The sequence below is a fragment of the Butyrivibrio sp. AE3004 genome (genome assembly GCF_000703165.1).
Lineage (GTDB): Bacteria > Bacillota > Clostridia > Lachnospirales > Lachnospiraceae > Butyrivibrio.
Map to the genome: position 1 here is coordinate 1,528,273 of NZ_JNLQ01000002.1, position 25,480 is coordinate 1,553,752.

28 protein-coding genes are annotated in these 25,480 nt (G+C 35.8%); 27 read left to right on the plus strand and 1 reads right to left on the minus strand.

Annotation, left to right across the window (positions count from 1 at the left end; all coding sequences use genetic code 11):
* Positions 1-94 precede the first annotated feature (94 nt).
* The 22 genes from coaD to rsfS all read left to right on the plus strand — a co-directional run bounded on the left by coaD (position 95) and on the right by rsfS (position 17,838).
* A complete protein-coding gene (coaD, locus tag BV60_RS0109730) occupies positions 95-622 on the plus strand; it encodes a pantetheine-phosphate adenylyltransferase (protein ID WP_051656638.1) in 528 nt (175 codons plus the stop codon).
* The gene (locus BV60_RS0109735; protein ID WP_035777209.1) at positions 606-1,256 is read left to right on the plus strand and encodes an HrpE/YscL family type III secretion apparatus protein; all 651 of its coding nucleotides are present in this window, start codon (positions 606-608) and stop codon (positions 1,254-1,256) included. Before coaD ends, BV60_RS0109735 begins: the two co-directional genes overlap by 17 nt.
* A 161-nt stretch (positions 1,257-1,417) precedes the next feature.
* The gene (locus BV60_RS0109745) at positions 1,418-2,125 is read left to right on the plus strand and encodes a pseudouridine synthase (protein ID WP_029321329.1); all 708 of its coding nucleotides are present in this window, start codon (positions 1,418-1,420) and stop codon (positions 2,123-2,125) included.
* A 13-nt stretch (positions 2,126-2,138) separates the two neighbouring features.
* A complete protein-coding gene (locus BV60_RS0109750; RefSeq protein ID WP_029321331.1) occupies positions 2,139-2,741 on the plus strand; it encodes a hypothetical protein in 603 nt (200 codons plus the stop codon).
* Between the two features lie 15 nt (positions 2,742-2,756).
* Positions 2,757-3,821 (plus strand): RluA family pseudouridine synthase, encoded by a 1,065-nt coding sequence (locus BV60_RS0109755; RefSeq protein WP_029321333.1) that lies wholly within the window; start codon positions 2,757-2,759, stop codon positions 3,819-3,821.
* 112 nt (positions 3,822-3,933) lie between these two features.
* Positions 3,934-4,467, plus strand: a complete 534-nt coding sequence (locus tag BV60_RS0109760) for a Holliday junction resolvase RecU (RefSeq protein ID WP_029321335.1) — start codon at positions 3,934-3,936, stop codon at positions 4,465-4,467.
* 87 nt (positions 4,468-4,554) lie between these two features.
* On the plus strand, positions 4,555-5,667 hold the full coding sequence (gene hisZ / locus BV60_RS0109765; protein ID WP_029321337.1) for an ATP phosphoribosyltransferase regulatory subunit: 1,113 nt from the start codon (positions 4,555-4,557) through the stop codon (positions 5,665-5,667).
* A 1-nt stretch (position 5,668) separates the two neighbouring features.
* Positions 5,669-6,316 carry an ATP phosphoribosyltransferase gene (gene hisG / locus BV60_RS0109770; RefSeq protein ID WP_029321339.1) on the plus strand — a complete coding sequence of 216 codons (648 nt, stop codon included), beginning with the start codon at positions 5,669-5,671 and terminating at the stop codon, positions 6,314-6,316.
* Positions 6,316-7,611 carry a histidinol dehydrogenase gene (gene hisD, locus BV60_RS0109775; RefSeq protein ID WP_029321340.1) on the plus strand — a complete coding sequence of 432 codons (1,296 nt, stop codon included), beginning with the start codon at positions 6,316-6,318 and terminating at the stop codon, positions 7,609-7,611. Before hisG ends, hisD begins: the two co-directional genes overlap by 1 nt.
* A gap of 1 nt (position 7,612) precedes the next feature.
* Complete coding sequence (gene hisB / locus BV60_RS0109780) at positions 7,613-8,200, plus strand: imidazoleglycerol-phosphate dehydratase HisB (RefSeq protein ID WP_029321342.1); 588 nt, start codon at positions 7,613-7,615, stop codon at positions 8,198-8,200.
* 24 nt (positions 8,201-8,224) lie between these two features.
* Entirely contained in the window at positions 8,225-9,502 is a 1,278-nt protein-coding gene (gene hisIE / locus BV60_RS24105; RefSeq protein WP_081846636.1) for a bifunctional phosphoribosyl-AMP cyclohydrolase/phosphoribosyl-ATP diphosphatase HisIE, read from the plus strand.
* A gap of 70 nt (positions 9,503-9,572) precedes the next feature.
* Entirely contained in the window at positions 9,573-11,465 is a 1,893-nt protein-coding gene (locus tag BV60_RS0109790) for a TIGR03960 family B12-binding radical SAM protein (protein WP_029321345.1), read from the plus strand.
* Between the two features lie 31 nt (positions 11,466-11,496).
* Positions 11,497-12,252, plus strand: coding sequence for a TIGR03936 family radical SAM-associated protein (locus BV60_RS0109795; protein ID WP_051656639.1), 756 nt, complete (start codon positions 11,497-11,499; stop codon positions 12,250-12,252).
* A complete protein-coding gene (locus tag BV60_RS21925) occupies positions 12,245-13,267 on the plus strand; it encodes a ribonuclease E/G (RefSeq protein ID WP_051656640.1) in 1,023 nt (340 codons plus the stop codon). Before BV60_RS0109795 ends, BV60_RS21925 begins: the two co-directional genes overlap by 8 nt.
* A 91-nt stretch (positions 13,268-13,358) precedes the next feature.
* A complete protein-coding gene (rplU, locus tag BV60_RS0109805; RefSeq protein ID WP_029321349.1) occupies positions 13,359-13,667 on the plus strand; it encodes a 50S ribosomal protein L21 in 309 nt (102 codons plus the stop codon).
* 24 nt (positions 13,668-13,691) lie between these two features.
* Positions 13,692-14,021: a ribosomal-processing cysteine protease Prp gene (locus tag BV60_RS0109810; RefSeq protein WP_029321351.1), complete on the plus strand. Its 330-nt coding sequence runs from the start codon at positions 13,692-13,694 to the stop codon at positions 14,019-14,021.
* A gap of 3 nt (positions 14,022-14,024) precedes the next feature.
* Positions 14,025-14,309, plus strand: a complete 285-nt coding sequence (gene rpmA, locus BV60_RS0109815; RefSeq protein ID WP_026490668.1) for a 50S ribosomal protein L27 — start codon at positions 14,025-14,027, stop codon at positions 14,307-14,309.
* 152 nt (positions 14,310-14,461) lie between these two features.
* Positions 14,462-15,847: a GTPase ObgE gene (obgE, locus tag BV60_RS0109820; protein ID WP_081846637.1), complete on the plus strand. Its 1,386-nt coding sequence runs from the start codon at positions 14,462-14,464 to the stop codon at positions 15,845-15,847.
* Positions 15,831-16,127 (plus strand): ribosome assembly RNA-binding protein YhbY, encoded by a 297-nt coding sequence (gene yhbY, locus BV60_RS0109825; RefSeq protein ID WP_029321354.1) that lies wholly within the window; start codon positions 15,831-15,833, stop codon positions 16,125-16,127. Before obgE ends, yhbY begins: the two co-directional genes overlap by 17 nt.
* Positions 16,128-16,190: 63 nt before the next feature.
* Positions 16,191-16,850: a nicotinate-nucleotide adenylyltransferase gene (gene nadD, locus BV60_RS0109830; RefSeq protein ID WP_051656641.1), complete on the plus strand. Its 660-nt coding sequence runs from the start codon at positions 16,191-16,193 to the stop codon at positions 16,848-16,850.
* A 36-nt stretch (positions 16,851-16,886) separates the two neighbouring features.
* The gene (gene yqeK, locus BV60_RS0109835) at positions 16,887-17,480 is read left to right on the plus strand and encodes a bis(5'-nucleosyl)-tetraphosphatase (symmetrical) YqeK (RefSeq protein ID WP_029321358.1); all 594 of its coding nucleotides are present in this window, start codon (positions 16,887-16,889) and stop codon (positions 17,478-17,480) included.
* Positions 17,473-17,838, plus strand: coding sequence for a ribosome silencing factor (gene rsfS, locus BV60_RS0109840; protein WP_029321360.1), 366 nt, complete (start codon positions 17,473-17,475; stop codon positions 17,836-17,838). Before yqeK ends, rsfS begins: the two co-directional genes overlap by 8 nt.
* Positions 17,839-17,989: 151 nt before the next feature.
* On the opposite strand, the gene lexA is transcribed toward rsfS, so the two are convergent.
* Entirely contained in the window at positions 17,990-18,604 is a 615-nt protein-coding gene (lexA, locus tag BV60_RS0109845; protein WP_029321362.1) for a transcriptional repressor LexA, read from the minus strand.
* A 421-nt stretch (positions 18,605-19,025) separates the two neighbouring features.
* Here lexA and BV60_RS0109850 point away from each other — a divergent pair, with 421 nt between their 5' ends.
* From BV60_RS0109850 to BV60_RS0109870, 5 genes are all read left to right on the plus strand, one after another.
* Positions 19,026-19,388 (plus strand): LysM peptidoglycan-binding domain-containing protein, encoded by a 363-nt coding sequence (locus tag BV60_RS0109850; protein WP_029321364.1) that lies wholly within the window; start codon positions 19,026-19,028, stop codon positions 19,386-19,388.
* Between the two features lie 138 nt (positions 19,389-19,526).
* Positions 19,527-20,645 (plus strand): DUF5692 family protein, encoded by a 1,119-nt coding sequence (locus tag BV60_RS0109855; RefSeq protein WP_029321366.1) that lies wholly within the window; start codon positions 19,527-19,529, stop codon positions 20,643-20,645.
* A gap of 152 nt (positions 20,646-20,797) precedes the next feature.
* Positions 20,798-23,563 (plus strand): FAD-dependent oxidoreductase, encoded by a 2,766-nt coding sequence (locus BV60_RS0109860; RefSeq protein WP_197029547.1) that lies wholly within the window; start codon positions 20,798-20,800, stop codon positions 23,561-23,563.
* Positions 23,564-23,632: 69 nt separating this feature from the next.
* A complete protein-coding gene (locus BV60_RS0109865) occupies positions 23,633-23,980 on the plus strand; it encodes a hydrogenase maturation nickel metallochaperone HypA (RefSeq protein ID WP_029321370.1) in 348 nt (115 codons plus the stop codon).
* A gap of 212 nt (positions 23,981-24,192) precedes the next feature.
* Complete coding sequence (locus tag BV60_RS0109870; protein ID WP_029321372.1) at positions 24,193-25,452, plus strand: 6-phosphofructokinase; 1,260 nt, start codon at positions 24,193-24,195, stop codon at positions 25,450-25,452.
* Positions 25,453-25,480 lie beyond the last annotated feature (28 nt).

Genomic DNA, 25,480 nt, shown 5'->3' on the forward strand with positions numbered 1-25,480 from the left:
TTTTGTTCGCAAAGATGTAAATGAAAACTATGTTCTGACCTTTAGGATTAGCCATAAGTGTTAGTCCATAGGTCGAAGAAAGAGGAAAGAAACAATGAAAATAGCTGTTTATCCCGGAAGCTTTGATCCAATAACTTTAGGGCATCTTGATATTATTAGAAGAGGCTCGGAAATGTTTGATAAACTGGTTATCGTTGTGAGTGTTAACACAGCCAAGCATCCGTTGTTTTCAGCAGATGAACGTGTTAAGATGATAAAAGAAGCAACTGCAGATCTGAAAAATATTGAGGTTGATTCTTATGAAGGATTGATTATAGATTACTGCAAAGAAAATAATATAAAAATTCTTCTCAGAGGATTGAGAGCCATAACAGATTTTGAATATGAACTACAGATTTCACAGACAAACAGGGCTTTCTCACAAAACGAAGTTGATACCGTATTTTTGACAACAAGTCTTGAATATGCTTATCTTAGCAGTTCTACTGTCAGAGAATTTGCAAGTTTTCATGGGGATATAAGCCGTTGTGTTACACCATCAGTTGCACAAATGGTTTATAAAAAATATGGGTATGAAATAAACAGCTTAGAGGGAGGTAACAAATATGAGCAGCAGGATTGAGCAATGCATTGATGAAATTGAAACCTACATTGACAGCTGCAAGCATCAGCCTCTGTCACATGGTAACATTATTGTGAACAAGGAAGAGATTGATGATCTTCTCAGAGAATTAAGAAGTAAGACGCCGGATGAGATACGTCGTTACCAGACAATTATCAGCAATAAAGAATCCATACTTGAAGATGCCCGAAAGAAAGCAAAGGACCTGATTGATAAGGCAACTGAGCAAACTCATGCTATGATCAATGAGCATGATATCATGCAACAGGCTTATGCCCAGGCAAATGAAGTTATAGCACATGCAGCAAAGCAGGCAGAAGAGATTCTGACAAAGTCCACTAATGAAGCAAATCAAATGAAGGCTGCAGCTGTAGCATATACTGATAATCTTCTTGCAGAAGTAGAAGTTATTGTTAATAAAGCAATTGATACTACTAATGCAAGCAATAACGCATTACTCAGAGATCTTACAGCATACAGTGAAACAATAAAATCAAACAGAGCTGATCTTATACCTCCGAGTGTAAATCCTTCAAATGTGAAAGAGACTGCAAAGGTTTCCTCAACAGTTTCTACAGTGACTCCTGAAGGAAGCTTTGATGATGAAGCTGATTTGAATCTTGATATGCTTTGATTATCTTAATTGATGTTTTTTATGGCTGCCGCAGGAAATAATCATGCGGCAGCTTTTTATGTAAAAAGACCTTCACACATGTATGACTTATTATGTGCAAAAACAGAAATGCTTTCAAAACAATTTTAATATTTTTACATGTTCGGTTAATAGGGAATGGAATGAGATTAGATAAATTTTTAGGCGATTGTGGCCTTGGAACAAGAAAACAATTAAAGGAATGTATCAAAAACGGAATGGTTTTGGTTGACGGTGTAGTAGCAACTAAACCGGATATTAGTATTGATCCCGCACAAAATGAAATTTTGTTTTCCGGAGAGAATCTTACGGAAAATTACAGCAAGTTCAAATACTATATATTAAATAAACCTCAGGGAGTTGTTTCTGCTACAAAAGATAATCATGATGAAACCGTGTTGGATCTTATTGATACAGGATATGATAAAAATCTTTCACCTGTTGGAAGACTTGATAAAGATACTGAAGGTCTTCTCCTTATAACAAATGACGGTAAACTTGCACATAGATTACTGTCCCCTAAAAAACATGTTGAAAAGGAATACGAAGTCCATACAAAGAAATTCGTTTCAGAATCTGATATAAAGAGACTTGAAGAAGGCATTGACATTGGAGATGAAATTCCTACCCTTCCTGCAAAGGCATATATATCAGAGCAAAACGGAGAGCAGGTGCTTCATCTGATAATTCATGAAGGACGCTTTCATCAGGTTAAACGTATGCTTGAAGCAATAGGGAATGAAGTTGTTTTTTTAAAGAGAGTAAGAATGGGAGCACTTTTGCTTGATCCTTCACTTTTACCCGGAGAATACAGAGAGCTCACAAAAGAAGAGCTTTATTTATTAAAATAATTTTGAGGTTTGTATGAAAAGAGTAGCTAAAGGAAGTTTTGGATATATCGAATACAATAGAAAATTTGCTGCAATAAGAACAGCAGTTGCACTAGCAATATGTCTTATTATATTTTTTACAGGCTTAATTATATATAAATCAAATAAAAGCGCATTTAGCATAATTGCTGCTATCGGATGCCTGCCTACCGGACTAAGTGCTGTAAATCTTATTATGTATTTGAGAGCTCATCCATGTTCTAAGGAATCATATGACGTTATAGAAGCTCACAAAAACGGTCTTTTAATCCGTTACGATCTGGAAATGACAAGTTATGAGGAAAACTATGGTATTGCCGCAGCTACAGTACTTGATAAAAACGTTGTATGTTTTACCGAAGATAAGGCACTTGATGTTATAAACTGTGAAAAACACATCAAAAATCAGATTTCACAAAGTGGTTATAGTAGCTATACAGTAAAGGTATTTAAAGATATAAATGCTTTTTGCAGCAGACTTGAACAGCTTGAACAGATCAGAAAATCTAAAAATATTGATCCACAGGCAATAGAGGATGCATGGGTTCCCGGAACTGTTGAGACTTGCGCTTTGGTTTTATTATCTGTTTCGTTGTAATATAAAGGAATTTGCATGAGAGAAATAAAAGTTGATAATAACTTAGAAGGAAAAAGATTAGATAAATTTCTTGGGAGTTATTTTACTGAATGCTCAATGGGATTTTTATTTAAAATGCTCAGAAAAAAGAATATTACACTTAACGGTAAAAAAGCAACCGGAAAGGAAATGCTAAACAGCGGGGATGTTATAGCTGTTTTCTTTTCGGATGAAACATTTGACAAATTCGTAAACAAACATGCTAAAGACCTGAATTCTGCTCAAAGCACAAGTACAAATGAATACGAAAAAGCATTTGAAAAATATAAGAACATTCAGATTATCTATGAAGATGAACATGTTCTCTTGCTTAATAAACCTGCAGGTATTTTATCTCAGAAAGCCGAGAGTACGGATATGAGTATAAACGAATGGCTTATAGGGTATCTTCTTAAAACCGGTTTTGTTACAAGGCAAACGCTCGGACTTTTCAGACCATCTGTATGTAATAGATTAGACAGAAATACCTCAGGACTTTTAATTTGTTCAAAGAGTCTTGCCGGTGCAAGGACTATGGCAGAAATATTAAAAGACAGATCATTGCATAAATATTACAGAACAATTGTAGTTGGTGAAGTACTTTCCAATGCTCATATAGATGGATATTTATATAAAGACGAAAAAAGCAACACCGTTACTTTATATGATTCAATTCCTGAAGATATCAAAGCAGAAAACAAATCATATTCAAAAATTGAAACCTCTTATGAAATACTAAGAAGTGGAAAAATTTTCATCAATAATGAAAATATCAAACTGACCGAGCTTGAAGTTTTACTTCATACCGGAAAGACTCATCAAATAAGAGCTCATTTGTCTTCAATAGGTCATGCTTTAATTGGAGATACAAAATACGGAGATGCATTTGTGAATAAAGAAATGAAGAAGCTTTTTAAGTTAAATTATCAACTTCTTCATTCTTATAGATTAAAATTTCCAAAGCTTGAAGGTGAGCTTTTGGGACTATCGGAAAAAAGTTTTATTGCGGATACACCTGTCGTATACAATAATATTGCAGATTCTGTATTTGATAAATCTTGATTGCTTCATCAGAAAAAAGCAGACTTAATTATTTTTATGAAAACTATGCACTGACCTAAGAAATCCACCTCAAAGTGGTTAACCCTCTTAGGTCATAATACGGGGAGAATTTATGGCCACATGGAATTCGAGGGGGCTTCGTGGACAGGCCTTGGAGGAGTTGATAAATCGTACAAACGAAAGGTATCAGGAGGATAATCTTGCTCTGATACAAAAAATCCCAACACCAATTACACCTATAAAAATAGACAAGGAAACAAGACATATAACACTGGCATATTTTGATCAAAAAAGCACCATAGATTATATCGGGGCTGTTCAGGGTATACCGGTTTGTTTTGATGCAAAAGAATGTGCTCAGGATACCTTTGCACTTGAAAATATACATGCTCATCAGGTTTCATTTATGGAACGTTTTGAGATGCAGGATGGCATTGCTTTTTTTCTCATTTATTACACATCCAGAGGAGTTTTTTATTACCTTCCATTCAGGCATCTGAAGAAATTCTGGGATAGAGCCTTAGCCGGGGGTAGAAAGAGCTTTCGTTATGATGAATTGGATCCGGAATTCGTTATTTCAACTGATATGGATGCATATATACCATATCTTGACCTTATACAAAAGGATTTGACACAAAGAGATTGACAAATAAATTGCATTCCTATAAACTGAAATAAGTTTAATGTAGTAGCGAAGTAACACGTTAATATGCTAAAGCGTCAGGAGATAAATATGAACCGAAGACTTTTACACACACCCGAAGGCGTTCGTGATTTATATGGAACACAATGCAGTGACAGATCTTGGGTAAAAGGAGTCATCTGTAAAAAAATGTGTTCATTTGGTTTTGAAGAAATTGATACACCTACTTTTGAATATTTTGATGTTTTTTCAGAAGAGATAAGTGATAACAGTGCAAGAGAATTGTATAAATTCTTTGATAAAGATGGTATAACCATGGTTTTAAGACCTGATTTTACACCCTCTGTTGCAAGACTTGCCAGTAAATATTTCCTTGAGGATGATGAACCTGTAAGATTTTGCTACAGCGGTAAAACTTTTCTTAATACGCACAGTCTGCAGGGAAAACTGAAAGAGTCTACAGAAATAGGTGCTGAGCTCATGAATGACGGCTCAATATATGCTGATGCAGAAATGATAGCGCTTCTTGTTGAGTCAATTTCATCAACCGGGCTTAAAGATTTTAAGGTAAGCATTGGTGATGCTGATTACTATTATGGAATCTGTGAAGAAGCCGGCATCGATTTTGAAACTGAAGAATATATCAGAGAACAATTGGTAAACAGAAATGCTTTCGAAGCAGATCGTATTATGGAAGAATATGGTGTTTCCGAAAAATACCGTGAACTAATAAGAAGCGTTTCAACATGCATTGGTAATGCGGATGTTCTGAATGAGGCCGGAAGCCTTGCTAATAATAAAAGATCTCTTTTTGCCATAAAGCATCTTCAGGATCTATATAAGGTTTTATGCAGCTATGGAATGCAGGAATATATTTCATTTGACCTTGGTATGTTAAGTAAATTCAATTACTATACCGGAGTTGTATTTGGAGCTTATACATATGGTGTCGGTGATGCCATCGCAAAAGGTGGAAGATATGACAATCTTCTGGAAAGATTCGGAAAAAGTGCGCCCTCAATCGGTTTCAAGATCAACCTTGATGATTTAATGACTGCTTTATACAGACAGAATGTTGAACTACCTTTAAGAAATGAAAAAATTGTTATTGATTTTAATGATTCCGATTTTGAAAATGCACTATCCAAAGCTAAGGCATTAAGAGCTGAAGGAAAACAAGTAATTTTGAAAGGAGCAAATTAATATGAGCCCAGAAAAAAGATATCTTACATTTGCTCTCGGAAAAGGACGTCTTGTAAATTCGACAATGGAACTTTTGGAAAAATGCGGAATTCATTGTGAAGAAGTAACAGATAAAAAGACAAGAAAACTTATTTTTACAAATGAAGAATTGAAACTTAAATTCTTTCTTGCAAAAGGACCGGATGTTCCGACTTACGTTGAATATGGTGCTGCAGATATAGGAATTGTTGGCAAAGATACAATAATGGAAGAGAACAGAAGCGTTTACGAAGTTTTGGATCTTGGCTTTGGTAAATGCAGAATGTGTGTATGCGGTCCCGAATCAGCAAGAGAACTTCTAAACCATCATGAAATGATAAAAGTGGCAAGTAAATACCCGAACATTGCTAGAGATTATTTTTACAATCGCAAACAACAGACAGTTGATATAATCAAGTTAAACGGTTCTGTTGAACTTGGTCCTATTGTTAATCTGTCTGATGTTATTGTTGATATAGTTGAAACAGGTAGTACACTAAGAGAAAATGGACTGACTGTATTGGAAGAAATATGTCCACTGTCTGCACGAGTTATTGTAAATCAGGTAAGTATGCAGATGGAATCAGATAGAATACATAAGCTTATAAATGACATGAAGGAGAACCTCTAATGCGTATCGTTGAATTAAATGACCAGACAAAAAGCGAGCTTCTTGAAAAGCTTTTAAAAAGAAGCCCATCAAATTATGGTGAATATGAAAAAATAGTTTCTGATATAATTACAAATGTACGTGACAGAAAAGATGAAGCACTTTTTGAATACACCGCCAAGTTTGACCATTTTGATATTTCAGCAGATACAATAAAAGTTACAAAAGCTGAAATCGAAGAAGCCTACAAAGAATTGGATGATGATTTTATAGAGGTTATCAAAAAAAGCGCTGAAAATATAAGGGTATTTCATGAAAAACAGAAGAGAAATACATGGATTGACACTAATGAGGATGGTTCTATTCTCGGACAACGAATTATACCTATAGAAATTTCTGGTGTATATGTTCCGGGTGGTAAAGCTGCTTATCCATCAAGTGTACTTATGAATGTAATTCCTGCCAAGGTTGCCGGAGTAGAACGTATAATAATGTGTACTCCTCCCTCAAAAGAAGGAAAAGTGAATCCCGGAACTCTTGTTGCAGCAGATATTGCCGGTGTTACTGAAGTTTATAAGGTGGGCGGAGCCCAGGCGATTGCGGCAATGGCTTTTGGCACCGAATCAGTTCCAAAGGTTGATAAGATAACGGGGCCCGGTAATATTTTTGTAGCACTTGCAAAAAAAGCCTGCTTTGGATATGTTTCAATTGATTCAATAGCCGGTCCTTCCGAGATACTTGTAATTGCTGACGATACAGCTAATCCAAGATATGTTGCTGCAGATCTTTTATCTCAGGCTGAACATGATGAGATGGCAAGTGCTATACTTATAACAACAAGCAAACAAATAGCGGATGAAGTTTCAAAAGAAGTAGATGAATTTATAAAGAAACTTGAAAGGGCTGAAATAATTAAAAAATCAATAGACAATTACGGCTATATATTTATTGCTGAAAATATTTCAGATGCCATTGACGCTGCAAATGCAATTGCATCTGAGCATCTTGAGATAATAACTGCAAGTCCCTTTGAGATTATGCCAAGGATTAAACATGCGGGAGCTATTTTCCTTGGAACATATTCATCTGAGCCCTTAGGTGATTATTTTGCAGGTCCTAATCATATTTTACCTACAAATCAGACTGCAAGATTTTTCTCACCTCTTTCGGTTGATGATTTTGTAAAAAAGACAAGTATTATTGCATATTCTGAAGAAGGATTAAGAAAAGTTCACAAAGACATTGAACTGTTTGCCAAAAATGAAGGATTGACAGCGCATGCCAATTCTATAGCAGTTCGTTTTGAGGAGGGCTGATATGTCCAGATTTGCCGAAGTAACAAGAAAAACCGGAGAGACTGATATTACTGTTGAAATTGAAATAGACGGAACCGGAAAATCTGATATCAATACCGGTATTGGATTTTTTGATCATATGTTATCCGCTATTGCAAAACATGGCTTTTTTGATCTTAGTATTAATTGTATTGGTGATACTCATGTTGACGGGCATCACACTGTAGAAGATACCGGTATCGTACTTGGACAGGCTATAGCAAAAGCAATAGGTGATAAACAGGGAATAAAACGATATGGAAACTTTCTGCTTCCTATGGATGATGCTCTCGTATTATCGGCAATTGATTTATGCGGCAGACCGTATTTTGAAATGGACGCGGAATTCAAAGCTCCTATGATCGGTGAATTTGATACTCAACTTATCAGAGAATTTTTTTATGCAGTATCCTATGGAGCTATGATGAATCTTCATCTTAGAGTAATAACAGGGTTAAATGATCATCATAAAGCAGAAGCAATGTTTAAAGCATTTGCTAAAGCACTGGATGAAGCAACATCATTCGATGAAAGGATATCCGGTGTATTAAGTACTAAAGGAAGTCTATAAAATTACTTGGGAGATATAATTCTTATGCTGAAAAAATTTGTTACTTGCATATATTTATTACATGGAAATGCAGTTAAATCGCTTGAAAATGCAGACGTTATTTCTGATACACCTGTTTTGCTTGCAGAAAAGTATGATAATGATGACTGCGATGCAATAATTATTTATGATATGTCAAACGGTGATGCCGAACATGAGGAATCGCTTGATATTATAAAGGATATCTGCGGAAAGGTTTCCTGTGATGTTTATGGTGCCGGTAATGTAAAACGAATGGAAGACATAAAGAAACTTTTGTATGCAGGATGCAAGAAAGCATGTCTTAATTTTTCAAAACAGGAAAACATTGATATCCTACAGGAAGTGTCTGAAAAATTTGGTAAAGATAAAATATGCATTTGCTTTACAGAAACAGATAAAATTTCAGCTTATGAAGATAATATCTGCAAATATTCGGATGAGCTAATACTTTTAAACAGCTCAGAAATAAAAAAGACTCCTGATATCAATATGCCTACAATTTTAAATCTTCCCGACCTTTCCCTTGATAAAATGATTGGATTGTTATCACAGTCTAATGTAAGCGGACTTTCGGGAAATGCTATAAATGTTAATTCTTCAGAAATCAGAAATATGAAAAATATCTGTGCGGAGAATAACCTTGCTGTAAGCAGAATGCTGCCTCAATATAAATGGGAAGATTTAAAAAAGAATTCTGAAGGAATGGTGCCTGTTGTTGTTCAGGATTTCAGAACAGATGAAGTTTTGATGGTTGCATACTTCAATGAAGAATCCTATTACAAAACAATAGAAACCGGGAAAATGACATACTTTAGCAGAAGCAGGAATACGTTATGGCTTAAAGGGGAGACCAGCGGTCACTTCCAGTATGTAAAGAAATTAACAGCTGATTGTGATATGGACACCATTCTTGCAAAGGTAAAGCAGATAGGAGCAGCTTGTCATACCGGTAATTACACATGCTTTTTCAATGATATTGCTGGTAAGAAGTATGCTGAAAAGAATCCTCAAAAAGTACTTGATAGTGTATTTTCTGTTATAAGTGACAGGAAGATTAATCCAAGAGAAGGTTCTTATACAAATTATCTTTTTGAGAAAGGCCTTGATAAGATTCTTAAAAAGGTTGGTGAAGAGAGTACCGAAATGGTTATTGCTGCAAAAAATGAAAATTCAAATGAACTCATTTACGAAATGGCAGATTTCCTGTATCATATGATGGTACTTATGGCTGAAAAAGGAATCAGCTGGGAAGAAATTACAGATGAACTTGCCAGAAGATAACTATTTACTTTTTTTAATGTTATTTAAGTCAGGTACACCATTTTTTTAATTAGCTATCTTTTTATATAGTATGAGGTGTAATTTGAAAGAAAAATTAGCTTTATCAGATGAAATCCTTCTTAGCATTTCCAAACCCGAGAGGTATATCGGAGGTGAGGTTAACAGTGCTGTGAAGGATTTATCTGACATAAAAATACGATTCGCATTCTGTTTCCCGGATGTTTACGAAATTGGTATGTCTCATCTGGGAATACAGATTCTTTATGGTCTTTTCAACGAATATGAGGATGTTTGGTGTGAGCGGGTATTTTCTCCATGGGCTGATATGGACAGCGTTATGAGAGAAAAAAATATCCCGCTTTTTGCTTTGGAATCACAAGATCCGGTTAAGAATTTTGACTTTTTGGGTTTTACTCTTCAGTATGAAATGTGCTACACAAATATATTGCAAGTGCTTGATCTTTCCGGGATTCCTATATATTCAAAGGACAGAACATGGGATGATCCTATTGTTATTGGTGGGGGTCCCTGTTCTTATAACCCGGAACCCATAGCAGACTTTTTTGATATTTTCTATATTGGTGAAGGTGAAACCAAATACAGAGAGCTGTTTGATCTGTATGAACAGTCCAAGGCTGAAGGTATTAGCAGAGAAGAGTTTTTATACAAATGTTCTCAGATACATGGTATTTATGTTCCTTCACTTTATGAGATAAGTTACAAAGAAGATGGGATAATCTCTGCAATAACACACATAAGGGATGGTGTACCTGCAGTTGTTCAAAAGGAAATTTGCCTTGATCTTACTGATTCTTACTATCCTATGAAGCCTGTCATGCCATTTATCAGGGTTACTCAGGACAGGGTTGTCCTTGAAGTAATGCGTGGCTGCATAAGAGGCTGTAGATTTTGCCAGGCGGGCCAACTATACAGGCCACTTCGAGAGAGAAATGTTGAAAAACTAAAAGAGTATGCAATGACTCTTATAAAGAATACCGGTTATGAAGAAATATCTCTTAGTTCACTTAGTACAAGTGATTATACCGGACTAAACGAACTTTTGGATTTTCTTATTGATTATTGTAATGAACATAAAGTTAATATATCACTTCCTTCTCTCCGAATAGATGCTTTTTCACTTGATGTTATGAGCAAAGTGCAGGATGTAAAAAAATCCTCACTTACATTTGCACCCGAGGCAGGATCTCAAAGAATGCGTAATGTCATAAATAAGGGACTTACAGAAGAAGATATTTTACGTGGTGCACATGAAGCCTTTGAAGGAGGCTGGAATAAAGTAAAACTGTACTTTATGCTGGGACTTCCCGGTGAAACTACTGAAGATATTGAAGGAATAGGTGATATTGCTAATAAAATAGCGGTTGAATATTTCGAAACTGTTCCAAAAGAGAAGCGAAATGGCAGAACCATAGAAATTGTTGCAAGTACGTCTTTCTTTGTTCCAAAGCCTTTTACACCGTTCCAATGGGCGTCTATGAATACTAAGGAAGAATTTCTTGATAAGGCCAGCATTACCAGAAAAGGTATAATGGCACAGCTAAATCAAAAACATATAAAATATAACTGGCATGAAGCTGATGCAAGTATGCTTGAGGGAATTTTGGCAAGAGGTGACAGACGATTATCCACTGTTATTTATAACGTATACAAACGAGGCTGCATTTTTGACGCCTGGAGTGAGTATTTTAAAAATGACATCTGGATGGAAGAAATGGAAAAAGCAGGACTCGATCCGCTTTTCTATGTAAAACGTGAAAGATCAAAGGATGAGATTCTCCCATGGGATATGCTGGATTGTGGTGTTTCCAAAGAGTTCTTATGGCGTGAATGGGAGACATCAAAAGAAGGTAAAGTATCGCCTAACTGCAGGCAGTCATGTATGGGATGCGGCGGTGCAAATTATGGTGTTGGAATCTGTTTTCAACCAAAAACGGGAATTTAAAAATATTATTTTTTCATAAAGGTTATTATTTATGGTTAAATTGAGATTGAAATTTTCAAAGCATGGTCCAATACGCTTTCTTGGCCATCTGGATGTTATGAGATATGTTCAGAAAGCAATAAGGCGTGCTGAAATAGATATTAAATATAGTGAGGGCTACAGTCCGCATCAGATATTATCTTTTGCTCAGCCTTTAAGTGTAGGCTCCACCACAGATGGTGATTACATGGATATGACCGTAAACAGCTTAAAAAGTATTGATGAAGTTATGGAAGCTCTTAATGCTTCAATGAATGAGGGCATAGTCATAACAGCAATTAAGGAACTTCCGGAAAAAACAGTCAATGCCATGACAAGTGTTGCGGCTGCCGAATATATCATTTCTTTTAGAGAAGGAAAAGAACCGTGCTTTGATCTTGAAAAGGTATTTAATGATTATATGAAACAAAGCAAAATACCTGCCGTAAAAAAGACAAAGAATGGTGAAAAAACTATAGATATAAAGCCTCTGATATTCAGATGGGAAATTTTACCTGATAACAAAATACATGTATTGTTATCAGCAGGAAGCAGTTCAAATTTAAAAGCATCACTTCTGACAGAAAGCCTTTTTTCATTTGCAAATGAAGAAATGAAGGAATTTGCTGCAAAATACCACAGACTCGAAACATACCTTGATGGTAATGATGATAAAGGTCATTTTGTCCAGCCCATGATTCCCGAAATGCTAAACGAATTATCTTTTGCCTCAGGCTTTATAGAAAATAAGGGTAAAATCTATGTCTGAAATCATTATTACAGATTTCTTTGAGAATACAGCAATTATTGGAATTCATGATAATATTGTCGAATATCTGGATTTCCCTTATACAGGCGACAGAACAGGAAATATATACGTAGGTAGAGTTGATAATATAGTTTCAAATCTTCGTGCAGCTTTTATCAGGTTTGATAAGACTTGCGGAAAACACGGAATAGGTTTTTTGCAATTAAAATCACTTCCTGCAGAATGCATTTTGAACAGGACTGTTACTTCATCATCTGAATTAAAACCGGGAGATATTGTTCTTGTCCAGTTGCAGGTAGAAGAGCAGAAAACTAAGCAGGCACGACTTACAGGGAGAATTGATTTATCCGGCAGTGTTTTTGAAGGAGATATTGAAAAACTTATTTCCATTGCGAAAACCCGCTCGGAATATCAAAAAATCAGTACGGATAATTCTGATATATATACGGAAATCATTAATGTTCGTAAGACTTTTTCACAGATTGTCGGTGAAAATACTGTAAACATTATTACTGATAATAAGAGTGTATATGAAGAACTCACTTCTCAAAGTGTTGAATGTCACTATTATGATGAGCAGGAAACAAGACTTCCCATTAAGATTCATTATAGCCTTACAAGTAAAACAGAGGATCTTTTTAGGAAGCATGTCTGGATGAAGTCAGGTGCATTCCTGATAATTGAACAGACAGAAACACTCAATTTAATTGATGTTAACTCAGGCAAAAATCTGAAAAAATCTGATGAGTTTTTCCTTGAATTAAACAGGGAAGCCGCAAAAGAAGCCTATAGACAAATAAGATTACGTAATCTTTCGGGTATGATACTTATAGATTTTATTTCAATGAAAAACAAATCCATGAATGATGAACTGATTTCTTATATTAAGGAATTGATAAAAGATGACCCCATGGATTTAAGCTTTATTGATCTTACAGGACTTGGTATAATGGAATTTGTCAGAAAAAAAAGGAAGAAATCTCTCCGTGAAACTATTGACATCACAAAAAAGTGATGATAATATGCAATAGTATGCCGCTTAATGAGGTTTAAGTGGATTATTTATCCCACCACAGTTAGCGAGATTTAGAAGAAGGAGGTGCCTTATGTACGCAATTATAGTTACTGGTGGTAAGCAGTACAAGGTTTCCGAGGGCGACGTTATCAGAGTTGAGAAACTCGACGTAGAAGCCGGAAAAGAAGTTACATTTGATAATGTTATCGCAGTAAATGATGACAACACTCTTAAGGTTGCTGGCGATGTAGCAAATGCAAAAGTTAGCGCAACTGTTATGGAACAGGGCAAGGGCAAGAAGGTTATCGTTTACAAGTACAAGAGTAAGACAGGTTATCACAAGAAGAACGGTCACAGACAGTGCTTTACAAGCGTTAAAATTGACAAGATTTCTCTGTAATTCTTGTAGGATGTGTTTGCAGATATGACAAATATCATTATTCGTAAAAATAAAAATGGTGAATACCTTGGGTTTAAACTTGAGGGACATGCCGGTTCCGGTGAATATGGGAAAGATATTGTTTGTGCAGCTATATCTATGCTCACAATAAATACTGTTAATTCATTGGAAAAGTTTACTGATGATAATTTTACCTGTGATGCAAACCCTGAAAGGGGTTATATTGAAGTGGATTCTAAAGATGGTTTTTCCAAAAAAGGAGAATTGTTACTTAAGTCTTTTGAACTTGGTATTACAGGGGTCTACAAACAGTATGGTAATGAGTTTTTGAACATTAAATTCGAGGAGGTGTAAGTCATGTTGAATATGGACCTTCAATTTTTTGCTCATAAGAAGGGAGTCGGATCCACAAAGAACGGTCGTGATTCCGAGTCAAAGCGTCTTGGAGCAAAGAGAGCTGACGGACAATTCGTAAAGGCTGGAAATATTTTATACAGACAGCGTGGCACTCACATTCATCCCGGTGTGAACGTAGGTATCGGCAAAGATGATACTCTTTTTGCACTTGTTGATGGTGTGCTTCGTTTCGAGCGCAAAGGCCGCGATAAGAAGCAGGCTAGCGTTTACGCTGTAGAGAAGTAATCAGTATCGTATTGTATTGAGCTCCAAACATGTATTTGTTTGGGGCTCTTTTTATCTTATAGGTAGTTAACAAGTTTTTATTATTGGATCCAATCAGGATTTCAATTTAATTGACACCGATATAAAGTGATTTTTATTAACAGGAGACTAAGATGCCTGCATTTGTTGATAGAGCGAGAATATTTGTAAAAAGTGGTAAGGGTGGAGACGGACACATTTCTTTCAGAAGAGAGAAATTCGTTGCGAACGGTGGCCCTGATGGAGGCGACGGCGGAAAAGGCGGCGATGTTATTATAAAAGTTGACCTTGGAATAAATACACTTTCTGATTTCCATTTTGGCGGTAAATACAAGGCAGAAAATGGTGAGGATGGCGGAAAGCGAAGATGCCATGGTAAACAAGGCTCTGACATCATAATAAAGGTTCCACAGGGAACTGTAATCAAAGAAGCTTCAAGTGGGAAAGTTATTGTTGATATGTCAGGAGATGTAACTGAATATACCCTTTTAAAGGGCGGTAAAGGCGGTAACGGAAATATGCATTATGCAACGAGCACAATGCAGGCTCCAAGATACGCACAGCCCGGTCAACCTGCTAAAGAACTTGAAATTCTTCTTGAATTGAAAATGATTGCGGATGTAGGACTTGTTGGTTTTCCTAATGTTGGTAAATCTACATTTTTAACAAAAGTATCAAATGCAAAGCCTAAAGTTGCAAATTATCATTTTACAACACTTACACCTATACTTGGTGTTGTTAGCTTAAATGATGCAAGAGGCTTTGTTGTTGCTGATATTCCCGGACTTATTGAAGGTGCAGCTGACGGTGCAGGTCTTGGTCATGAGTTCTTAAGACATATAGAGCGAACAAGAATGATGATTCATGTTGTTGATGCAGCAGGGACCGAAGGAAGAGATCCGTTTGAAGATATAGAGGCAATAAATAAAGAACTTTCTAAATATAATGCTGATCTTACAAAGAAAACACAAGTAATAGCTGCTAATAAAATTGATATGCTTCCTGAAGGAGAAAATTCTGAAATCATCAAGAAACTCAGAGATAAATTTGAGCCTCAGGGAGTAAAAGTGTTTGCAACATCAACACTAACTGGCAAAGGCATAAACGAACTGTTATACTATATAAGTAGAGAGCTTGATAAACTGGGTGATGAAACTTTTGTTTTTGAAAGTGAATATGATCCGGAAGTTGAATTACAATCTGTCAATGAAGCATTTACTGTAGAGTATGATTCCAATGAAAAGGAATACGTAATAGAAGGACCCAAAATTGAAAAAATGCTTGGGTACACGAACCTTGATTCAGAAAAAGGTTTTGCATTTTTCCAGAGTTTTCTTGTTGAAAACGGAATTTTGGATCAGCTTGAAGCTTTGGGAATACAGGAGGGCGATACTGTCCGTATGTATGGTAACAGTTTTGATTATTACAGAAATGCAGATACAACTTCTGAAAATGATAGTATAGATCAGAACGATGATATAGAAACAGATGCGGAGGACAATGATGAATTTAACGAGTAAACAACGTGCCTATCTAAAAGGACTGGCGATGAATCTGGAGCCTGTTTTTCAGATAGGAAAATCTTCGGTTACACCTGAAGTAACTGAAAGCGTTTTGGAATGTTTTAATAATAAAGAGCTTATAAAAGGATCTATATTAAAAAACTGTACGGATGATGTAAAGGAAGTAGCCAATACTGTTGCTGAAAGAACGCGTTCTACATTGGTACAGGTTATAGGAAGAAAATTTGTACTTTATAAACCCTTTCATGAAGATCCTGAGATAAAATTACCTAAGTAATTATTTATGATTTAAATATATTTAAATATATTCAAATATTACATTATTAAAGAGGAATTTTATATGGCGAGCAGAAAAATCGGACTATTAGGTGGTACTTTCAATCCTATTCACAATGCACATCTTATTTTGGGCGAAGCGGCCAGAGAACAATTTGGGTTAGATAGGATAATATTTATGCCCAGTGGATGTTCCTATATGAAAGAACATGATAATGTTACTCCGGGTGAATTAAGATATCAGATGGTCAAACTTGCTATTGATAGCAATCCGTATTTTACCTGTTCAAGACTTGAAATTGATCGTGAGGGAAATACCTATACTATCGATACACTAAATGAGTTAAAGAAAATGTATCCAGGCGATGAAATATATTTAATTGTTGGCGGTGATACACTCAAACAAATGGAAAGCTGGCATAATAGTGAAGATGTTTTTAAGAATTGTATAATTCTTGCTGCTATAAGAGATAATATGTCTATTGGTGATATGGATTCTTACAGAAGATATCTTCACGATAAATATGGAGCAGATATTAGAATTCTTCAGTTTAATAATATTGACATATCGAGTAGTGATATAAGAGCAAGAATAAAGAATGGCAGATCTGTCAGATATATGCTTCCTGAAGATGTTATCGAGTTTGCAACTCTGAAAAATTTATATACCGGAATACCTACTGCTTATTCGGATGACGATGATATGAAAATATACAATGGATGATTGTATTAATTTTATGGAGGTTATTCATTATATATTATGAAAATCTTAGAAATATCGCATAAGCTTAGAAAAGAAATGAAACTTGTTCTAAATGCAGACAGGTTTGATCATACCCTTGGTGTTGCTTATACAGCTGCAAATATGGCTGCTATTCATGATGTGTCAATTGAAAAGGCCATTATTGCAGGATACCTACATGATTGTGCCAAAAATCTTGATCATGAAGAACAAATGAAAATCTGCAAAAAATATGGTGTTGAGATCACAGATGTAGAAAGAAGAAATCCTGCTCTGATACATGCAAAAGCAGGTATGTGTCTTGCGGAACATAAATACGGAATAGAAGATGATGAAATTCTTGGTGCAATAAGGTGGCATACTACCGGTCATCCTGGTATGAGTGATCTTGAAAAAATTGTTTTCATAGCTGATTTTATTGAGCCTAATAGAAAACCATTGCAGCATATGAGTGAGATTCGTAAGCTAGCATATAAAAATCTTGATAAATGTATGTTGTTTATATTGTCAGATACACTTGACTATCTAAAAAATATTGATAAAGAATGTGATGATATGACGGCAAAAACCTACGATTACTATTTAGAAAAGGATAAAACAAACAATGGCTGAACATTCAATTGAAAATTCCAAAAACATGGTTAAACTAGCTGTAGAAGCACTTGAAAACACCAAAGGACAAGATATTGAAATTATCGATATAAGTGAAGTATCTTCACTTGGCGACTATTTTATTGTTGCTAGTGGTACAAACCGTTCACAAATTCAGGCAATGGCTGATAAAGTCGAAGAAGCACTTGGGCGTGCCGGATATGAAAAGAAAGATATAGAAGGCTATGAGAGTGCATTTTGGATTCTTCAAGACTTTGGCGATGTTATTATTCATATTTTTGACCAGGAAAACAGATTATTCTATGATTTGGAGAGAATCTGGAGAGACGGGAAACACATAACTAAAGAAGAATTATAATATAGTTAATATATATAAAGGTACATATCACATTGTGATATGTACCTTTTTTACACTTGTCTAAAATATACTCTACGAACTAAATCCAGTTTATAGTTATCGTTTCGGAAATAAGACATAAACATCAGAATAACGTATATGATAAAAAATACTAATATAATCTAAGTACTCCGAATACTCGACCAAGTATTTCACATTCATCGACTATAATCGGATCCATAGTATCATTCTCCGGCTGAAGTCTGATATGACCGTTTTCCTTGTAGAATGTTTTAACTGTAGCAGAATCATCTATAAGAGCCACAACCTGTTGACCATTCTTAGCTGTATTACATGCTTCGACAAAAATGCGATCCCCATTAAAAATACCTGCATTTATCATTGAATCTCCCTTAACATTTAATATAAACATATCACCTTTAGGGCAAATATCTGCAGGGATAGGGAAGTAGCTGTCAATATTCTGTTCAGCCAGAATAGGTGTACCGGCAGCAACCTGTCCTACAACAGGTATACTAACCATATCTGTACGGACCATATTAAAAGAATCATCACAAATTTCTATAGTGCGGGGCTTTGTAGGATCTCGTCTGATATATCCGTTCTTTTCCAATGTCTCAAGATGAGAATGAACAGAAGATGTTGATTTAAGGTGAACCTTCTCACAAATCTCACGCACAGTCGGGGGATAGCCTTTTTCTATTATTTTTTCCTTAATATAATCAAGAATCTCCTGCTGTTTAGCGCTTATCTTACCTTTTTCCATAGTATTCCTCTCTATAAATAACAATTTTATTTAAGAACCTATGTTCAGTTTAACACAAAAGTGTTCCTAAAGCAAACATGTATTCGCTGTACTTTTTATTGGACACATTGAGAGTTATGATGGATTCATCAAGAAAAAACAAGATTAATCACAAAACACTCACATTGCTGTGAGTGTCCTGCGATTTTCTTATGAGGGGGAGATAGTGATTTCGTTCATCAACTATCTTGATATAAATAATAATAGATAAATATGAACAAATTATGAACTCAAACGAATGATTTCTTTAAGATTATTTAAGAAATTTTTATAATTATTTTCAGAACAAATGTGCGAAAAAATATTGACAAAAGAAAGTATGTTCGTTATATTGTTTTAAGAACAATTGTTCGCAACATTTGTTCGGTATGGAGGAAAGGGTATGAGGACAACAATGACAAGGGTTACAAACAGCAAAAAAATAAGAAGAGATATTATCTTTAAAAGAAGACTTATTACTATTTGCGTGTTGGCATCTATAATGATTTCAATATTTTTATTTCTTTCTTATTCTTTTAATTCAGATGCCAGCAATAATACAAATAATAAGCAATATCGTTATTATGCTTCAGTAAGCATATGTAACGGGGATTCGGTATGGTCAATTGCCGAAGAGCATATGGATGATCTTCATTATAGAAATACCAGAGAATTTGTCACTGATATTGCCCATATAAATCAGATTTCTCCTGATGCAAAATTAAAGGAAGGAACAAATATTATTGTTCCATATTATGCAGATTAGTATCCGGAAACTACATTTTAAATAATAGTGTCCCAAAATATAGATGAAAATATATTACTTTTGCCAATAGCAATTTACTTATGTAGATTGCTATTATTATTTTATAATTTTTTTATATTTTCATTTTGGAGGTGTTTTATGTTATTTCAACTTTACGGCGCCACAGCAAGTTCTCAATTGATTGGCTGGGTTCTTGTTTTTGTGGGACTTATTCTCATGAATGAAATAGGCCGAAGAACAAAAGTTGGTGGAATGATTGTATTTGTTATTATTCCTACAATCCTTACTGTTTATTTTATAGCTGCACATATGGGAGCTTTTGGAGGTTCTTCGAATCCTACAGTAGCATTTATGGACGGCTGGTTCCATTATTTTAAGCTTTATGCTGCTGATATCGGATGTGTAGGCTTTATGATGATAAAGTATAAGTGGGGCATAGGTAAAGAAAAGTGGTTCGCCTGGTTCCCTTGGTTTATCGTTGCAGCAAATATTATGATTGCTAATGTATCAGACATGGAATCAGCTCTTGCTGCATTTTCTATTTCAGGTAATTTGAACGGAGCCTGGTGGGCTTCAAACGAAGGCGTATTTATCTATGGCGGATGGTGGAATGTTGTTAATGCCATTGCAGGTATGATAAATATATTCTGTATGACAGGATGTGTGCATCTTTATTCATCAAAAGACAGAAATCATTCAGATATGCTTTGGCCTGACATGACCGTATGGTTCATTCTTGCATATGATGTATGGAACTTTGAATATACATATCTCAATCTTCCTACACATTCCTGGTATTGTGGTGTTGCACTTCTTCTTGCGCCTACTTTTGCAAATGCTTTCTGGAACAAGGGTGCATGGATTCAGAACAGAGCAAATACACTTGCGATTTGGTGTATGTGGGCACAGGTAGTTCCCGGATTCCAGCTTTCAAGTAAATTTGCAGCTGCTCTTCCTTCCGTTTATGGTGGTGCTACTGCAAACGGCATAACTACAATGGATTTATATGCTAAGGCAATTGAACTTTATAATTCGGGTGCAGGTAAAACATCACAAGCCGGTGAAATCATTTCCTCAATGGGTATTACAGCTGATCCCAGAATGCAGGGCTTTGTTGCAATTATGTCAATCGCAATAAATGTTATTTGTATAGCAGAGATAATTAAGAGATCGGTGAAGCTTGGAAAGAACCCTTATGCAAATGAGGTATTCGGTGATACTAAAGACTTCCAGCTTGCTATGGAAAGAGCTGAATAAGCCTGATAGAACTAATAGCATAATATATAGAAATATATAGGGGGGCTAATAAGCCCCCTATATTAGACTCAATCAGGATACTAAATACAGTTTTTCCGTATCCTGTAAAAAATATGGTTGTATTGAAAATTGTTTTTTAAAGGAGATTTTTTATGGGTAGAAAACCACCTTACAAGCCATCTTATGTAAAAGATGACACAGTTATGCGTGAGCCTATTATTAAACTGGGTAAAATGATTACGGATAGAGTTCCTTATCATCTGGGATTAAAGAAATTAACAAATGATGATCCTGAGTATTGGGCACTCGCGGCTATAGCTTCAGATGAAGAAGCTGAACTGGCTCTAAAAATGGGGGTCAGAAAACCAAAGACTTTTGATGAGCTTAAGGCTTTATCTGGTATAGAAGCAGGACATCTTCAGGAACTTCTTGATCATATGTCATGGACTGGACTTGTAGAGTATAACTGGGAAAATGATAAGAGAGAGAAGCAATACCTGGTACCAATGTATGTTCCGGGAAGTGCTGAGTTTACAAACATGAATAAGGAACTCATTGATGAGCATCCTGAAATGGGTAAATTCTTTGATTACATGACAACTCTTCCTCTCGAGAAAATCACACCAATGGTTCCTCCGGGAGGAGCAGGCATTGGTATGCATGTTATCCCTGTTGAGAAAGCAATCGGGATGAATAATGAATCCATATCCCTTGAGCATATTTCACACTGGCTTGACAAATATGAAGGTAAGTATGCAGCAAGTCCTTGTTCATGCCGCAGATCACGTAAGACTTATGATGAGGGCTGCGCGGATGATGAAATGGATTGGTGTATTGCCGTTGGTGATATGGCTGATTATGTTGTTGAAACCGGTAAAGGCGGAAGATATATAACAAAAGAAGAGGCTCTTTCGATATTCAAAAAAGCGGAAGATAACGGTTTTGTTCATCAGATTACAAATATAGATGGTGAAAACAAGATTTTTGCTATCTGTAACTGTAATGTTAATGTATGTTATGCTCTTAGAACTTCACAGCTTTATAATACTCCTAATATGTCACGTTCAGCATATGTTGCAAAAGTCAGTAAAACAGATTGTGTTGCGTGCGGACGCTGTGTTGAGGTATGCCCTGCAGGTGCGGTTAAACTTGGTCAAAAACTCTGCAAAAAGGATGGAACAGAAGTTACGTACCCTAAGCATATTCTTCCAAGTGAGAAAAAATGGTCTGAAGCAGATTGGGACCTCGATTACAGAGATAATAACAGAAAAAATTGTTATGATACAGGCACTGCGCCTTGTAAGACTGCATGTCCTGCACACATTGCAGTTCAGGGATATTTAAAACTGGCTGCTCAGGGTAAATATACGGAAGCTCTTGAACTAATTAAAAAGAATAATCCGCTTCCTGCAGTTTGTGGTCATATCTGTAACAGAAGATGTGAAGAAGCCTGCACAAGAGGTACAATTGATCAGGCTGTTGCTATTGATGAAGTTAAGAAATTTATAGCTGCCAGGGACTTAAATTCAGATACGAGGTTTATACCAAAGAAGGTAATCCCTAAGGTTCAGGGTGAATTTGATGAGAAGATAGCGATTATCGGTGGAGGTCCTGCCGGACTTTCATGTGCATTTTACCTTGCAGAAAAAGGATACAGACCCACAATTTTTGAAAAAAATAACAGAGCCGGTGGTATGCTGGTTTATGGTATTCCTTCATATAAGCTTGAGAAAGATGTAGTTCAGGCTGAAATTGATATTATCAAAGAGATGGGTGTTACCATCAAGACCGGAATTGAAGTAGGCAAAGATATAACTATAGATGATCTAAGAAATCAAGGCTATAAGGCATTTTATATTGCAATCGGTTGTCAGGGAGGCAGAAAAGCCGGAATAAAAGGAGAGGATGCTGACGGTGTTATAACAGCTGTTGATTTCCTTCATGCCGTTACAGAGGATGAAAACCTAAAAATTAACGGAGATGCTGTTGTCATTGGTGGTGGTAATGTTGCCATTGATGTATCAAGAAGTGCTGTAAGATGCGGTGCAGACAGCGTAATGCAATTCTGCTTGGAATCCAGAGACATTATGCCTGCATCAGATGAAGAAATTGCAGAAGCAGAAGAAGATGGTGTCACAATAAATTGTGGTTACGGTCCAAAAGAAATTCTGACAGAAAACGGTAAAGTTACAGGAATCGTACTTAAAAAATGTTTGTCCGTATTTGATGATGAACACAGATTTAATCCTAAGTATGATGAAAATGATACAGTCACAATTAAATGTAAGCATGTCTTTTTAAGTATCGGACAATCTATTTTATGGGGCGATCTGTTAAAAAGAACAAAGGTTGAACTTGGTCGCGGAAATGGAGCTGTTGCAGACTCATTAACTTACCAGACATCAGAACCTGATATTTTTGTTGGCGGAGATGTATATACAGGCCCTAAATTTGCTATAGATGCAATTGCTGCAGGAAAGCAAGGCGCAATATCAATTCATCGCTTTGTACAGCCTCATTCGTCTCTTACAATTGGCAGAAATCGTAATGATTTTAAGGAACTTAATAAAGACAATATTCTCGTTAAGGACTATGATACCTGCAAGAGACAGATTCCGGGTAAGAATGAAAAAATAGCTGATCCTACACATTCCTTTAGAGATGCAAAGCTTGTATTTACCGAAGAACAGGTTAAGGCAGAAACAGCAAGATGCCTTTCATGCGGTGCATCTGTTGTTGATACAAATAAATGTATTGGGTGCGGTCTTTGTACTACAAAATGTGAATTCGATGCTATACATCTTTTCAGAGAAAATCCTGAATGCAGTGTTATGAGGAAGAGTGAAGATAAGTTAAAATATATTCTTCCATATGCGGCTAAACAGGCTATAAATATCAAATTCAAAAAGAACAAATAAAGCAATATTAAAACGCCTTCTGATTCTTTTATCAGAAGGCGTTATGAAAATCAGGTAGTGAGGATTAATATGCACGAACTTGGCGTTGTATTTCATATTATCGATGACCTTAAGGTTGTCGCAGAAGAGAACAAAATAGAAAAGATAGATAAAGTAACTGTTGAACTTGGTGAAGTTTCAACTGTTATTCCGCATTTTCTTAGTGACTGCTGGAAATGGGCAGCAATTAAGCACCCTCTATTAAAAGATACGGAATTGTTTATAGAAACAATTCCGGCTATTACATATTGTGAAGAGTGTAAAAAAGAGTATGGAACAATAAACCATGGGCGCATATGTCCTTTTTGTGGTAGTGAAAGAACGTACCTTCAGCAGGGAAATGAATTTCTCATTAAAGAAATTGAAGTAACAAAATAGTAAACTTTCTAATCGATTTTTGCTCATCAAGGGAGCATGTTTATACTTTCCCTATTTATATCAAGTTAAAAAATAAAAAAAATATAACCATTTTATAGATGTTTTTTAAAGAGATTTTATAATTATGGACATTTTTAATGACATAGTCAGCATATTTTGATAAAATATATACATGTTGCATAACAAAACTTGATAAGGGGGTATTCATAACCATGGCAACTAAGGAGAAGAGAAACGTAATTGTTGGACAGTCAGGAGGACCTACAGCTGCAATTAATTCCTCACTTGCAGGTGTTTATCGTACTGCAATAGACCGTGGATATAAAAAAGTGTATGGAATGATCCATGGCGTACAGGGACTTATGGAAGGTCGCTATATTGATCTTGCTGATCATATTAAAACCGGTCTTGATGCTGAGCTTTTAAAGAGAACACCATCTGCATATCTGGGATCATGTCGTTTTAAGCTTCCTGAGATTTTTGAAAGCAAGGAAACTTATGAAAAGATATTCCAGATTCTTTCCGATCTTGAGATTGATTGCTTCATCTATATTGGTGGCAATGATTCTATGGATACCATTAAAAAGCTTTCAGATTATGCTATTATTTCAGGTTCTTCCGTAAGATTTGTAGGATGTCCCAAAACTATTGATAATGACCTTGCTCTTACCGATCATACACCGGGTTATGGTTCAGCTGCAAAGTACATTGGCACATCTGTAAAAGAAATCATTCGTGACGGATGGAGTCTTGAGACAGAACATGGTCAGGTTGTAATAGTTGAAATTATGGGTAGAAATGCAGGATGGCTTACAGGATCTGCAGCTCTTTCAAGAGGTGAGGATTGTGATGGACCTGATGCTATTTATTTACCTGAACTTCCTTTTGATGTAAAGAAATTTGTTGATAAGGTAAAGAAGCTTCTTAAAGAAAAAGCAAATGTAGTTATTGCTATTTCTGAAGGTATACACGATAAAGATGGTAAATATATCAGCGAATATGATAATGGCGTTGAATATGTAGATGCATTCGGGCATAAGCAGCTTACAGGAACTGCCAGATATCTTTGCACTGTGCTTTCTACAGAAATAGGATGCAAGACACGTGCTATTGAATTATCAACCCTTCAGAGAGCTGCCAGTCATTGTGCTTCACGTGTTGATATTCTTGAAGCCTATGAAGTAGGTGGCGCTGCAATGAAGGCTGCTGATGAAGGTGATAGCGGTAAGATGGTTGTAATTGAAAGACTTTCTGATGATCCTTATCAGGCAGGTACAGAAGTTAAGGATGTTCATAAGATTGCAAATGATGAACGTCTTGTTCCGAGAGAATGGATAAATAAAGAAGGAACCTATGTAACAGATGAATTCATCACATATGTTCGTCCATTGATTCAAGGAGATGTAGGACCTATTATGGTTGATGGTATTCCGAGACACCTTTTTGTTCCGGGATTCCAGGAGCTTTTATAATTTGTTATAAGTTCTCATCTGAAATAAA

What these genes read in the sequence shown, in the direction of transcription:
- coaD (WP_051656638.1), top strand. Translation starts at nt 95, where the DNA reads ATGAAAATAGCTGTTTATCCCGGAAGCTTTGATCCAATAACTTTAGGG.
- BV60_RS21925 (WP_051656640.1), top strand. Translation starts at nt 12,245, where the DNA reads ATGTCTGAAATCATTATTACAGATTTCTTTGAGAATACAGCAATTATT.
- rpmA (WP_026490668.1), top strand. Translation starts at nt 14,025, where the DNA reads ATGTTGAATATGGACCTTCAATTTTTTGCTCATAAGAAGGGAGTCGGA.
- BV60_RS0109745 (WP_029321329.1), top strand. Translation starts at nt 1,418, where the DNA reads ATGAGATTAGATAAATTTTTAGGCGATTGTGGCCTTGGAACAAGAAAA.
- lexA (WP_029321362.1), bottom strand. Translation starts at nt 18,604, where the DNA reads ATGGAAAAAGGTAAGATAAGCGCTAAACAGCAGGAGATTCTTGATTAT.
- BV60_RS0109795 (WP_051656639.1), top strand. Translation starts at nt 11,497, where the DNA reads ATGGTTAAATTGAGATTGAAATTTTCAAAGCATGGTCCAATACGCTTT.
- BV60_RS0109760 (WP_029321335.1), top strand. Translation starts at nt 3,934, where the DNA reads ATGGCCACATGGAATTCGAGGGGGCTTCGTGGACAGGCCTTGGAGGAG.
- BV60_RS0109755 (WP_029321333.1), top strand. Translation starts at nt 2,757, where the DNA reads ATGAGAGAAATAAAAGTTGATAATAACTTAGAAGGAAAAAGATTAGAT.
- BV60_RS0109735 (WP_035777209.1), top strand. Translation starts at nt 606, where the DNA reads ATGAGCAGCAGGATTGAGCAATGCATTGATGAAATTGAAACCTACATT.
- BV60_RS0109790 (WP_029321345.1), top strand. Translation starts at nt 9,573, where the DNA reads ATGAGGTGTAATTTGAAAGAAAAATTAGCTTTATCAGATGAAATCCTT.
- BV60_RS0109860 (WP_197029547.1), top strand. Translation starts at nt 20,798, where the DNA reads ATGGGTAGAAAACCACCTTACAAGCCATCTTATGTAAAAGATGACACA.
- yhbY (WP_029321354.1), top strand. Translation starts at nt 15,831, where the DNA reads ATGAATTTAACGAGTAAACAACGTGCCTATCTAAAAGGACTGGCGATG.
- BV60_RS0109850 (WP_029321364.1), top strand. Translation starts at nt 19,026, where the DNA reads ATGAGGACAACAATGACAAGGGTTACAAACAGCAAAAAAATAAGAAGA.
- rplU (WP_029321349.1), top strand. Translation starts at nt 13,359, where the DNA reads ATGTACGCAATTATAGTTACTGGTGGTAAGCAGTACAAGGTTTCCGAG.
- nadD (WP_051656641.1), top strand. Translation starts at nt 16,191, where the DNA reads ATGGCGAGCAGAAAAATCGGACTATTAGGTGGTACTTTCAATCCTATT.
- hisZ (WP_029321337.1), top strand. Translation starts at nt 4,555, where the DNA reads ATGAACCGAAGACTTTTACACACACCCGAAGGCGTTCGTGATTTATAT.
- hisG (WP_029321339.1), top strand. Translation starts at nt 5,669, where the DNA reads ATGAGCCCAGAAAAAAGATATCTTACATTTGCTCTCGGAAAAGGACGT.
- rsfS (WP_029321360.1), top strand. Translation starts at nt 17,473, where the DNA reads ATGGCTGAACATTCAATTGAAAATTCCAAAAACATGGTTAAACTAGCT.
- BV60_RS0109870 (WP_029321372.1), top strand. Translation starts at nt 24,193, where the DNA reads ATGGCAACTAAGGAGAAGAGAAACGTAATTGTTGGACAGTCAGGAGGA.
- BV60_RS0109855 (WP_029321366.1), top strand. Translation starts at nt 19,527, where the DNA reads ATGTTATTTCAACTTTACGGCGCCACAGCAAGTTCTCAATTGATTGGC.
- obgE (WP_081846637.1), top strand. Translation starts at nt 14,462, where the DNA reads ATGCCTGCATTTGTTGATAGAGCGAGAATATTTGTAAAAAGTGGTAAG.
- BV60_RS0109810 (WP_029321351.1), top strand. Translation starts at nt 13,692, where the DNA reads ATGACAAATATCATTATTCGTAAAAATAAAAATGGTGAATACCTTGGG.
- hisB (WP_029321342.1), top strand. Translation starts at nt 7,613, where the DNA reads ATGTCCAGATTTGCCGAAGTAACAAGAAAAACCGGAGAGACTGATATT.
- BV60_RS0109865 (WP_029321370.1), top strand. Translation starts at nt 23,633, where the DNA reads ATGCACGAACTTGGCGTTGTATTTCATATTATCGATGACCTTAAGGTT.
- hisIE (WP_081846636.1), top strand. Translation starts at nt 8,225, where the DNA reads ATGCTGAAAAAATTTGTTACTTGCATATATTTATTACATGGAAATGCA.
- yqeK (WP_029321358.1), top strand. Translation starts at nt 16,887, where the DNA reads ATGAAAATCTTAGAAATATCGCATAAGCTTAGAAAAGAAATGAAACTT.
- hisD (WP_029321340.1), top strand. Translation starts at nt 6,316, where the DNA reads ATGCGTATCGTTGAATTAAATGACCAGACAAAAAGCGAGCTTCTTGAA.
- BV60_RS0109750 (WP_029321331.1), top strand. Translation starts at nt 2,139, where the DNA reads ATGAAAAGAGTAGCTAAAGGAAGTTTTGGATATATCGAATACAATAGA.